Annotated in this window: 7 protein-coding genes; 1 reads left to right on the forward strand and 6 read right to left on the reverse strand. The window is 67.3% G+C overall.

Going from position 1 to position 12,004, the window contains the following annotated elements; genetic code table 11:
* Positions 1-93: 93 nt before the first annotated feature.
* From dacB to LDO29_RS00365, 3 genes are all read right to left on the reverse strand, one after another.
* The gene (gene dacB / locus LDO29_RS00355; RefSeq protein ID WP_224077812.1) at positions 94-1,611 is read right to left on the reverse strand and encodes a D-alanyl-D-alanine carboxypeptidase/D-alanyl-D-alanine endopeptidase; all 1,518 of its coding nucleotides are present in this window, start codon (positions 1,609-1,611) and stop codon (positions 94-96) included.
* A 48-nt stretch (positions 1,612-1,659) separates the two neighbouring features.
* Complete coding sequence (locus tag LDO29_RS00360; protein WP_224077813.1) at positions 1,660-2,241, reverse strand: MarR family winged helix-turn-helix transcriptional regulator; 582 nt, start codon at positions 2,239-2,241, stop codon at positions 1,660-1,662.
* Between the two features lie 95 nt (positions 2,242-2,336).
* The gene (locus tag LDO29_RS00365; protein WP_224077814.1) at positions 2,337-2,789 is read right to left on the reverse strand and encodes a PACE efflux transporter; all 453 of its coding nucleotides are present in this window, start codon (positions 2,787-2,789) and stop codon (positions 2,337-2,339) included.
* 106 nt (positions 2,790-2,895) lie between these two features.
* On the opposite strand from LDO29_RS00365, the gene LDO29_RS00370 reads away from it, so the two are divergent.
* Complete coding sequence (locus LDO29_RS00370; RefSeq protein WP_224077815.1) at positions 2,896-3,822, forward strand: LysR family transcriptional regulator; 927 nt, start codon at positions 2,896-2,898, stop codon at positions 3,820-3,822.
* Positions 3,823-4,071: 249 nt separating this feature from the next.
* Here LDO29_RS00370 and LDO29_RS00375 read toward each other — a convergent pair whose 3' ends face one another.
* The 3 genes from LDO29_RS00375 to LDO29_RS00385 are packed head-to-tail and all read right to left on the reverse strand — an operon-like array spanning position 4,072 to position 11,998.
* Positions 4,072-5,541, reverse strand: coding sequence for an efflux transporter outer membrane subunit (locus LDO29_RS00375; protein WP_224077816.1), 1,470 nt, complete (start codon positions 5,539-5,541; stop codon positions 4,072-4,074).
* Between the two features lie 8 nt (positions 5,542-5,549).
* Positions 5,550-8,861: an efflux RND transporter permease subunit gene (locus LDO29_RS00380; RefSeq protein WP_224077817.1), complete on the reverse strand. Its 3,312-nt coding sequence runs from the start codon at positions 8,859-8,861 to the stop codon at positions 5,550-5,552.
* Complete coding sequence (locus tag LDO29_RS00385; RefSeq protein ID WP_224077818.1) at positions 8,858-11,998, reverse strand: MdtB/MuxB family multidrug efflux RND transporter permease subunit; 3,141 nt, start codon at positions 11,996-11,998, stop codon at positions 8,858-8,860. The genes LDO29_RS00380 and LDO29_RS00385 overlap by 4 nt, the downstream gene beginning before the upstream one ends.
* Between the last annotated feature and the right edge of the window lie 6 nt (positions 11,999-12,004).

Consider the following 12,004-nt stretch of genomic DNA (forward strand, 5'->3'; position numbering starts at 1 on the left):
GGTAAGCGGCTACTTAATAAAATCAGGCCCGGCGTTGGCCAGCCCCAACGCCGGCCGTCACACAGGCTTGCGTGGCAGGCCGCAGCCCGGGCTTCAGGGTGCTCCGCGATACACCCACTGCATCAGCGCATCATGGGCTTCCTGCGCTTGCGAGGCATTGGAGTGGTTGATGAAGCTCACCACCACGTAGCGGTCGCCGTTGAGCGCGTCCACGTAGCCGGCCAATGCGCGTACGTCCTGCAGCGTGCCGGTCTTCAGGTAGGCGTTGCCGGCGGCGTTGGCGCGCGTGAGCCGGTTGCGCAGGGTGCCATCCACGCCCAGGATCGGCAGCGAATCGACCAGCGTCGGGCCCACATCGCTGGCCGCCGCCTGCTGGAGCAGCCGCGCCATGTCGTAGGCGCTGATGCGTTCCTCGCGCGACAGGCCCGAGCCGTTGTCGAGCACCAGTCCTGGCATGTCCAGGCCCTGGCGGCTCAGCCAGCGCTGCACCACGCGGGTGGAGCGCGCGGGGCTCGCAGGCCCGCTGCGATCCATTTCCGCGCCGATGGTCAGGAACAGCTGGCGCGCCATCACATTGTTCGAGTACTTGTTGATGTCGCGCACGATCTCGCCCAGCGGCTGGCCGTAGTGCCGGGCCAGCAGTACCGCGCCGCGCGGGACGGTGCCGCTGCGCAGCGCCGGCAGGTGCGTGAAGCGCCCGCCCGCGGCCTGCCACTCGGCGACGAAACCGCCCCACGTGAATTCGCTGTGCGACAGCGCGGCGATATTGAGCACGTGCTCGCCGCAGTCGCTCGAATAGGCGCCCGAGAACGACGCCAGCACGGTGCCGTCCGCCTGTGGCGCCACGGTCGGTATGGCACTCGACTGCCAGTCGCCGCAGCGGCCGTTGGTCAGCGTCAGGCGATTGTCCAGGCGCAGCTGCGCGAGCGCGGGCGTGACCGAGACCGCCACGGACTGGCTGGCGTCGTCGGGCGTCAGCGTGAACGACAGCGTCTTGAACGCGTACAGCAGCGCGTCGGGGCCGACGTTGTACGCGCGCTGCACCTCGCCGTCGATGGTGCCGTTGCCGTTCAGGCCGTCGGCGAAGTAGCTGCGGTCGAGCACCAGGTCGCCGTTGATGGTGGTGGCGCCGGCCGCGCGCGCGCTGGCCACGAGCTTGGCCATTTCCTCGGGCACCAGCTTCGGGTCGCCGCGTCCGCGCAGGTAGACGTTGCCGTTGACCGTGCCGTAGCCGTCCGGCTGGCTGTCGGCGTAGAGCGAGGTCTGCCAGCGGTAGTCGGGGCCGAGCAGTTGCAGGCCCGCAAAGGTGGTGACCAGCTTCATGGTCGACGCCGGGTTCATCGGCTGCTGCGCGTTCCAACTGGCGCGCGCGGTCGGCGCACCGATCCGGACGACATAGAAGCTGGCGGCGCTGGCCGGCACGTGCGCGCGCTGCAGCGCCGTGGCAACCTGGGCCGGCAATCCGGCGCGAACCAGCGCGGTATCGGCCCGCGCGCTGGCGGAAGTTCTGGCAGCCTTGGCCGGGCGGGCCAGGGCCGGTGGCTGGGCGGCGGCGAGCAGCAGGGCGGCGGCCGCGCAAAACAGGGTGATTCTTCTTGGCATGGCGGCCATGTTAACGCATGGCCGGTGGCCGCCGGATGACATGCCCCCAGCGTGCGATCACTCCGCGCGTGGCGGCGCCAGGCGTCCCAGCAGCGACTTGAGCGTGGCTTGTTCCTGCTCGGTCAGCGCCGAGGCCACGTGCGCGTCATGCGCGATGACGGCCTGCTTCGCAGCCTCGAGCGTGCGCTTGCCGGTAGGCGTCAGCACCAGGCTGTAGGCGCGGCGATCCTCGGCGGCGGGGCGGCGCGCAACCAGGTTCATCTCTTCCAGGGCATCGACCAGCAATACCGCCCCCGAGCGCGCGATGCCAAGGATGCGTGCCAGGTCGGTGAGCTTGAGTTTCGGGTTGCGAGAGATGATCACCAGCGCCGAGAAGCGTGGCGGCGTGATCTGCCATTGCGCAAGCGATGCGACGAAGTCCTCGTAGATGCGGATCTGCGCGCGGCGGATCGCGTAGCCGACCAGGCTGTCGAGCACGCCGTAGTCGATATCCGGCACATGCGGGTCGAAGCCGCCTTCGGCCCCTGTACTTGGCGGCCCCGGATCGGGGGCCAGCGGGTCGCGGGGTTTGCGCCGTGCTTCCGCGGCACGCGTGCCTTTCGTTATGCCGGCGGGGGCGTCCGACGAATCAGAGCTCATGTGAGCAGCTTCCAGTAGCCGTTTTCGACTATTAGCATAACCCGCCCGCGCTGGGCGCCAGAGCTCGGGAAATACCCGCTTGCGCGGGCAGGAGATCAGCCCAGCGCGGCGCTGCTCTCGCGCTTGTCGGCCTTGAGCGACGGCACCGGGAAGACGATGTCGTACAGCCAGTTGTAGATGAGTGCGTAGACCATGTAGAAGCCGGCCACGGCAATGTCCATGATCAGTGCGTCGAGCAGGCTGATGTCGAGGTACCAGGCCACCGACGGCAGGAACACCACCAGCAGGCCAAGCTCGAACAGGATGGCGTGCAGCACGCGCACGAAGACCGATTTGCGCAGCTGCCCGGTGAACCGCAGCATGGCCTTGTCGAAGATCAGGTTGTAGACGTAGTTCCAGCCCGCCGCGATCAGCGAGGCCACGGCACCGATCAGTCCCATCTGGTGCAGCGCGTAGCCGAACACCACGCTGGCAAGCGGCGCGAAGGCCAGCAGACCGATGGCTTCAAAGCCAATGGCGTGGCGGATCCGGTCACGGGTGTTGCGCATGGGGCTCTCCTGCAGACAGTGCAATGGCACGGAGTCTATCTGCTTTGCGGGGAATGCCAAGTTAGGTAGTATCGCTAAAATCGATACATCGTTCGCGCGTGCCACCATGTCCCTTTCCCTCGATCAGTTGCAGGCGTTCGCCGCAGCAGCCGAAACCGGCTCTTTTTCCGCCGCCGCGCGCCGGCTGGGCAAGGCCCAGTCGGTGATCAGCGCGGCGGTGGCTAATCTCGAGATCGACATCGGCAACGCGCTGTTCGACCGTTCCGGCCGCTATCCCGTGCTGACGCCAGCCGGTGAACGGCTGCTGGTTGAGGCACGCGTGATCCTGGAGCGCTGCGAGCATTTCAGGGGCGTGGCCATGAGCCTGGGCGAGGGCGTGGAGACTCGTCTGGTCCTGGCCGTGGACGAGCTCTATCCCGAAGAGACGCTCGGCATGCTTCTGGAGGAATTCTCGGGCCGTTTCCCTGCGGTGGAGCTGGAGCTACTGTTCCCGCTGATGGAGGACGTCAGCCGGCTGGTGCTCGAAGGCAGCGCGGACCTCGGCATCATGTGGCGGCAGGAGATCCTGCCGCCGGCGCTGGGTTTCCACGCACTGGGCTGGGTGCCGATGAAGATCCTGTGCGCGCCGGATCATCCTCTGGCGGGCGGCCAGCGTGTCGACTGGGAGGAACTCAAGCGCTACCGCCAGCTCATGGTCGCGACCCGCACCGACAGCGAGGAGAAGATGCGGCTGCGCGTGGCGTCCGACGTCTGGTGGGTCGAAAGCCAGTGGGTGATTGTTGAACTGGTCAAGCGAGGGCTCGGGTGGGCATTCGTGCCGTGGCACGTGGTGGCCAATTCCCCCGCGGCCGCGCAGCTTGTGTCGCCGCCGTTGGCGTTCCAGGAGCAGGACTGGCCGGTCGCGCTGGAACTGGTCTGGCATAAGCAGCGTCCGCCCGGCAAGGCCGCGCGCTGGTTACGGGAGAGGATTTGCGGGCAAGCATTGCCCCGGCCCAAACACCCGGACTGCGACCCGCGCGCAGCGCAGCCGTAGGCGTCCCCGCGATACCGCAGTTAGGAGGGACCACTCCGTAATCCGGGTTCGTTCGTACGCCCTGTCCCATCCTAATCATCTACGCGGCAGGCAGTCTGGTTATGCCCTGGACCGTCTTCACCTCATCAAGCCGTTCGTCAACCACGAAAACGCGTTTTCGCCTACTTTTACCGCTCGGGTAAAAGTAGGTCGCCGGCTACGCCGGCGAAACAGCAGCACTCGTCAAGCACGACACCTCACCAAACACATCTACCTCTGCCCAACCGTAGCCGCCGGCGCCGCCCCCAATCCCGGCTCTTCCTGATGCCACCCACCCCCCAAGGCCTTGATCAACACCACGCTAGTCGTGTACTGCCGTCCCATCAGCGTCAGCGCCGTCCGCTCAGCGGTATAAGCCGTAGTCTGTGCGACCAGCACATCAAGCAAGCTGGCCGTACCAGCCCGGTAGCGGTTGTTGACAAGCGCCAGCGCATCGCGCGCCGCACGCACCGCATCGTCCTGCACAACCGCTTCCTGTTCGAGCAACCGCTGCGCGGCGAGATTGTCTTCGACTTCCTGGAATGCCCCCAGCACGGTCTGCCGGTAGTTGGCCACGGTCTGGTCGTACGCGGCCACAGCCTGCGCCTTGGCGGCACTACGCAGGCCCCCATCAAACAACGTGCCGGCCAGCCCCGCGCCTAGCGACCAGATACGGTCGGGCAGCGACATCCAGCGCGCCAGCGTGCTTGCGGTCAGGCCGCCACTGGCCGACAGCGACAGCGTCGGGTAGTACGCGGCCTGCGCCACGCCGATCTGCGCATTGGCCGCCGCCATGCGGCGCTCCGCCGCGCCGATGTCCGGGCGGCGTTCCAGCAGTTGCGAAGGCACGGCCACCGGCACGCGCGGCGGCGTCGTGGCGAAATCGGCCTGGCCGAGTGTCAGTTCCGAAGGCGGCTTGCCGACCAGCACGGCGATCGCATGCTCGAGCTGCGCACGTGTGATCTGGATATCGAGCTGCTGCGCCTGCGCGCTCTTGAGCTGCGACTCGGACTGCAAAACGTCGGAACGCTGCGCCGTACCGGCCTTGTACTGGTTCTGCACCAACTGCAGCGACTTGGCGTAGTCGGCCACGGTGCGGTCCAGCAGCGCCTTCTGCGCGTCGGCAATGCGCAGCAGGAAGTAGCTCTGCGCGAGCGTCGCCTGCGTGGACAGCAGGGTCGAGGCAAGATCCGCCTGGCTGGCCTGCGCACTGGCTTCGCTGCTTTCCACCTGGCGCCGCACGCGGCCCCAGACGTCGAGTTCCCAGGTTGCGCCCAGCGTCGCGCTCTGGCCGTTGAGCGTGTTGCCGCTGGTGCCGCGCGCACGCGACACGCCGGCCTGCGCATCGACGTTCGGGAAGAATCCGGCCCGTGCGGCTTGCAGCGAGGCCAGTGCCTGCCGGTACTGCGCCTCGGCGGCCTTGATGTTCTGGTTGGATATCTGCACCTGCGACATCAGCGCGTCGAGCTCGCTGTCGCCGAATACCTGCCACCACTGTGGCCGGGCCTGGGCATCCTGCGGCTCGGCGGTCTTCCATTCGCCAGTCCAGGCTTCGGCGTCGGCCGGGGCCTCCTTGAACGCGGGCGAGGCGGGCGCATCGGGCCGCTGGTAGTCGGGGCCGACGGCGCAGCCGGCCAGCAGCAGCGCGCAGGCCAGCGGCACGGGTGCGCCCAGGGTGAGGAGGCGGGAGAGGGAGTTCATCATCGTCTTCATGATTCGGTGCCGGCAGCCGGCGCGGAGCCGCGCGGGCCGCCGCGGCGGCGTTCGCGCCAGGCCTTCACTTTCAGGCGCCAGCGGTCCAGCGTCAGGTAGACCACCGGCGTGGTGTACAGGGTCAGCAACTGGCTCACCACCAGCCCGCCCACGATCGAGATGCCCAGCGGCGCGCGCAGCTCGGCACCGTCGCCGTGGCCGATGGCCAGCGGCACCGCGCCCAGCAGCGCCGCCATGGTGGTCATCATGATCGGGCGGAAGCGCAGCAGGCACGCGCGGTGGATGGCGTCGCGCGGCGACAGGCCTTCGCGCCGCTCGGCATCGATGGCGAAGTCGATCATCATGATCGCGTTTTTCTTCACGATGCCGATCAGCAGGATCACGCCGATCAGCGCGATGATGCTGAACTCCGTCTTGAAGGCCAGCAGCGCCAGCAGCGCGCCGACGCCTGCCGACGGCAGCGTGGACAGGATGGTCAGCGGGTGCACATAGCTCTCGTACAGCACGCCCAGCACGATGTAGATCGTGATGATGGCCGCCAGGATCAGGATCGGCTGGCTCTTGAGCGAGTCCTGGAACGCCTTGGCGCCGCCCTGGAAGTTGGCCTGCAGCGTTTCGGGCGCGCCGATCTGGGCCATGGCGCGCCTGATCGCATCGGTGGCCTGCGACAGCGAGAACCCTTCCGCAAGGTTGAACGAGATTGTCGACGCGGCGAACTGGCCCTGGTGGTTCACGCCCAGCGGCGTGCTGCTCGGCATCACCGTGGCGAAGGCCGACAGCGGCACGCGTCGCCCGTTGCCCGTGACCACGTAGATATCGCGCAGCGCTTGCGGACCCTGCAGGTATTCCTCGCTCAGCTCCATCACCACGCGGTACTGGTTGAGCGGATTGTAGATGGTCGATACCAGGCGCTGGCCGAAGGCGTCGTTGAGCACGGCATCGACCTGCTGAGCGGTCACGCCGAGGCGCGATGCCGCGTCGCGGTCGATGATGACCGAGGTCTGCAGGCCCTTGTCGTTGGTGTCGGTATCGACGTCCTCAATGCCCTTGATGTTGGAAATCGCCGCGCGCACCTTCGGCTCCCAGTCGCGCAGCACCTGCAGGTCGTCGGACTGCAGCGTGAACTGGTATTGCGAACTGCTCTGCCGGCCGCCGACGCGGATGTCCTGCACGGGCTGCAGGAACAGGCTGGCGCCGGGCTCCTTGGCCAGCTTGACGCGCAGCCGCGCAATGATGGCGTCGGCGCTTTCCTTGCGCTGCGACAGCGGCTTGAGCGTGACGAACATCTGCCCGGTGTTGCGCTGCGAACCGCCGGTGAAGCCGGTCACGTTCTCCACGGCCGGATCGGACTGGACGATCTTGATGAAGTTGTCCAGCTTGGGGCGCATGGCCTGGAACGAGGTGGCCTGGTCGGCGCGGATGAAGCCGATCAGGCGGCCCGTGTCCTGCTGCGGGAAGAAGCCCTTGGGCACGATCACATACAGCCAGACATTGAGCGCCACCGTGGCCAGCAGGATCACCCACACCACCGCGCTGTAGCGCAGCGCCACGGCCAGCGTGCGCGCATAGCCGTCGTGCAGCCAGCGGAAGACATGCTCGCTGGCGCGGAAGAAGCGGCCCTGCTCTGCCTCGGGCACGGCCGGGCGCAGCAGGCGCGCGCACATCATCGGCGTGGTGGTCAGCGACACCACGAGCGACACCAGGATGGCCACCGACAGCGTGATCGCGAACTCCTGGAACAGCCGCCCGACGATGCCGCCCATCATCAGCAGCGGAATGAACACCGCGATCAGCGACAGGCTCATCGACAGCACCGTGAAGCCGACCTCGCGCGCGCCGCGCAGCGCGGCGGCGAGCGGCTTCATGCCTTCCTCGATATGGCGCGAGATGTTTTCGAGCACGACGATGGCATCGTCCACCACGAAGCCCGTGGCAATGGTCAGCGCCATCAGCGACAGGTTGTTCAGCGAGAAGCCGGCCAGGTACATCACCGAGAACGTGCCGATCAGCGACACCGGCACCGCCACGCTCGGGATGAACGTCGCGCGCACATTGCGCAGGAACAGGAATACCACCATGATCACCAGCGCCACCGAGATCATCAGCGTGTGCTCCACCTCGCGCAGCGACGCGCGGATGGTCGGGGTGCGGTCCATCATCACGTCCATCGAGATGGCCGCGGGGATCATCTTCTGCAGCGTCGGCAGCATATCGCGCACGCGGTCGACGGTCTCGATGATGTTGGCGCCGGGCGAGCGGTTGAGCACCAGCAGCACGGACGGCTTGCCGTTGGCGGAGCCCGCGTTGCGGATGTCCTGCACCGAATCGATCACACTGGCCACGTCCTGCAGGCGCACCGGCACGGAGAACGAGTTGGGCCCGGTCGTGGCATTGTTGCCGCCGGTGGCGCTGCTGGTGACAGTGGTCGTGCCGCTGCTGGTGGTGATCGTGGTCACGGTCACGCCGTTGACCACCTTGGTGCTCACGCCGCCCATGGCGGTGGCGTTGGCGGTGCTGGCGATCAGCGCGCCGGCCGAGGCCGACGAGAAGGTGCCCGGCGTGGCGTAGCGGACGATGAGCGGCATGTAGTCGCTCGCCTTCATCGCCTGGTCGTTGGCGTAGACCTGCCAGTTGTTCGTGCGGTTCTCCAGCGTGCCCAGCGGCCGGTTGGCGTTGGTGGCGCTGATGGTATTGCGTACGTCTTCCAGCGAGATGCCGTACTTGTTCAGCGCGGTCGGGTTCAGCTCCACGCGCACCGCCGGCAATGACGCGCCGCCGATCGTCACCTGGCCCACGCCCTCCACCTGCGACAGCTTCTGCGCGAGGATGGTCGACGCCGCGTCGTACAGCTGGCCGCGCGTCATGGTCGGCGACGTCAGCGCGATGATCATGATCGGCGCGTCGGCCGGGTTCACCTTGCGGTAGGTGGGGTTGTTCGGCAGGCTGGTCGGCAGCGTGGCGCGCGAGGCGTTGATGGCCGCCTGCACGTCGCGCGCGGCGCCGTCGATATTGCGCGACAGGTCGAACTGCAGCGTCACGCGGGTCGAACCGAGCGAACTGCTGGACGTGATTTCCGTCACGCCGGCGATGGTGCCCAGCGCACGCTCCAGCGGCGTGGCCACGGTGGCGGCCATGGTTTCGGGGCTCGCGCCCGGCAGCGAAGCCGATACCGAGATGGTCGGGAAGTCCACCTGCGGCAGCGGCGACACCGGCAGCAGGCGCAACGCCGCCAGCCCCGCCAGCAGGATGCCGATGGTGAGCAGCGCCGTCGCGACCGGCCGGTGGATGAACGTGGCTGACAGGTTCATCGCGGCCCCGCTGCCGACGGATCGCCTTCGTCCGTGCCGCCTTCTTCGGGGTCGCCGAAGCGGCGCTTGCGCCAGTCCTTGAGGCGATGGGCCACGCGGTCGAAGGCCAGGTAGATCACCGGCGTGGTGAATAGCGTCAGCACCTGGCTTACCAGCAGGCCGCCGACCATGGTCACGCCCAGCGGGCGGCGCAGTTCCGAGCCGATGCCGGTGCCTAGCATCATCGGCAGCGCCGCGAGCAGGGCGGCCATGGTGGTCATCAGGATCGGGCGGAAACGCAGCAGGCAGGCCTGGAAGATGGCCTCGCGCGGGGACATGCCGCCTTCGCGCTCAGCCTCGAGCGCGAAGTCGATCATCATGATCGCGTTCTTCTTGACGATGCCGATCAGCAGGATGATGCCGATGATGGCGATGATGCCCAGGTCCTGATCGGCGAGCAGCAGCGCCAGCAGCGCGCCGACGCCTGCCGACGGCAGCGTGGACAGGATGGTCACCGGGTGGATCGTGCTTTCATACAGCACGCCCAGCACGATGTACATCGTCACCACTGCCGCCAGGATCAGCCACAGCGTGTTGGACAGCGACGCGCGGAACGCCAGCGCGGCACCCTGGAACTGGGTCTGCATCGAAATCGGCAAGCCCAGTTCCTGTTCCACCCTGGTGATCTTGTCGACCGCGGCGCCCAGCGATTCGCCCGGCGCCAGGTTGAACGAGATGGTGGAGGCCGGGAACTGGCCCTGGTGGTTGACCACCAGCGGGCCGGTGCGTTCGGTGATGCGCGCGAACGCGCCCAGCGGCACCTGTCCGCCGGACGAGGAGGGCAGGCGCAGCTCGGCGAGCGACTGCGGGTCCTTGCGGAATTCTGGCATGGTTTCCAGCACCACCCGGTACTGGCTCGACTGCGTGAAGATGGTCGACACCAGCCGCTGGCCGAAGGCGCTGTACAGCGCGCTGTCGATCACCGCGGTGGTAATGCCGAAGCGCGCGGCCGCGTCCCGGTCGATGTCCACGTAGGCGCGCAGGCCGTTGTTCTGCTGGTCGCTCGCCACGTCGCGCAGCTCGGGCTCCTGGCGCAGGCGCTCGACGAGCCGCGGCACCCAGGTGGCGAGGTTCTGCGGATCGGGGTCTTCCACCGTGAACTGGTACTGCGTGCGCGCCACACGGTCCTCGATGGTCAGGTCCTGCACCGGCTGCGTGTACAGCGAGATGCCGCCGAGCTTTTCCACCGCGTGCTGCAGCCGCTGCGAGACCACGTCGATCGGGTCGCGCTCGCCCTTGGGCTTGAGGTTGATCAGCATGCGCCCGGCGTTGAGCGTGGTGTTGGAGCCGTCCACGCCAATGAAGGACGACACGCTGGCCACCGCCGGGTCTTCCGCCACCACCTTGGCTGCAGCCTGCTGCTTGAGGCCCATGGCCTGGAACGATGTGGTCTGCGCGGCTTCGGTGATGCCCTGGATCAGCCCGGTGTCCTGCACCGGGAAGAAGCCCTTGGGCACCAGCAGGTACAGCAGCACGGTCAGCACCAGCGTGGCGACGGCCACCACCAGCGTGGCCTTCTGGCGGTTCAGCACCCATTCGAGCGCGACGCCGTAGCGGTGGATCACGTTGTCGAAGAAGCGTCCGGTAGTCTTGTGGAAGCGCGACTGCTGTTCCTCGGGTACATGGCGCAGCAGGCGCGCGCACATCATCGGCGTGAGCGTCAGCGAGACCACTGCCGAGATCAGGATCGACACCGCCAGCGTGATGGCGAACTCGCGGAACAGGCGCCCGACCACGTCGCCCATGAACAGCAGCGGGATCAGCACGGCCACCAGCGAGAACGTCAGCGAGATGATGGTGAAGCCGATCTGCTTCGAACCCTTGAGTGCGGCTTCCCTCGGGGAATCGCCTTCCTCGATGTAGCGCATGATGTTCTCGATCATGACGATGGCGTCGTCCACCACGAAGCCCGTGGCGATGGTCAGTGCCATCAGCGTCAGGTTGTTGATCGAGAAGCCGGACAGGTACATCACCCCGAACGTGCCCACCAGCGACAGCGGCACGGCCACGCCGGGAATCACCGTGGCCGAGACATTGCGCAGGAACACGAAGATGACCATCACCACCAGCGCGATGGCCAGGAACAGTTCGAATTCCACGTCGCGCACCGACGCGCGGATGGTGGTGGTGCGGTCGGTCATCAACTGCACGTGGACCGAGGCCGGCAGCGCGTTCTGCAGTTGCGGCAGCAGCGTCTTGATGCGGTCCACCACCTCGATCACGTTGGCGCCCGGCTGGCGCTGGATGTTCAGGACGATGGCGGGGTTGCCGTTGGCCCAGGCGGCCAGGCGGCTGTTCTCGGGGCCGTCGACGATCTCGGCCACGTCGGTGATGCGGATTGGCGCGCCGTTCTGGTAGGCGATGATGATCTGCTTGTACTCGTCGGCCGAACGCAACTGGTCGTTGGCGTCGATGGTGGAGGCGCGCGCCGGGCCATCGAAGCTGCCCTTGGCGCCGTTCACGTTGGCCGCGCCGATGGCGGTGCGCAGGTCGTCGATCGACATGCCGAGCGACGCCAGCGCCGTCGGGTTGGCCTGGATGCGCACCGCGGGGCGCTGGCCGCCGCTGATGGTGACCAGGCCCACGCCCTGGATCTGCGAGATCTTGGCCGCCACGCGCGTGTCCACCATGTCCTGCAGCTTGGGCAGCGGCAGGGTATCCGAGGTCATCGCGATGGTCATGATCGGCGCATCGGCCGGGTTGACCTTGCTGTAGACCGGCGGCATCGGCAGGTCGGACGGCAGCAGGTTGCTGCCGGCATTGATGGCCGCCTGCACCTCCTGCTCGGCCACATCCAGCGGCAGCGTCAGCTCGAACTGAAGCGTGATCACCGAAGCCCCGCCCGAGGAGGACGAGGACATCTGCTTGAGCCCAGGCATCTGCCCGAACTGGCGCTCCAGCGGTGCGGTGATCGAGGAGGTCATCACATCCGGGCTGGCGCCCGGGTAGAGCGTGGTGACCTGGATGGTGGGGTAGTCCACCTCGGGCAGCGCTGACAGCGGCAGCAGCCGGTAGGCCACCAGCCCGGACAGCAGGATGGCCAGCATCAGTAGCGCCGTGGCTACCGGGCGCTCGATGAAGAGGCGAGACGGGTTCATGCGGAT

This window comes from Cupriavidus laharis, from assembly GCF_914271435.1.
Taxonomy (GTDB): Bacteria; Pseudomonadota; Gammaproteobacteria; order Burkholderiales; family Burkholderiaceae; genus Cupriavidus; species Cupriavidus laharis.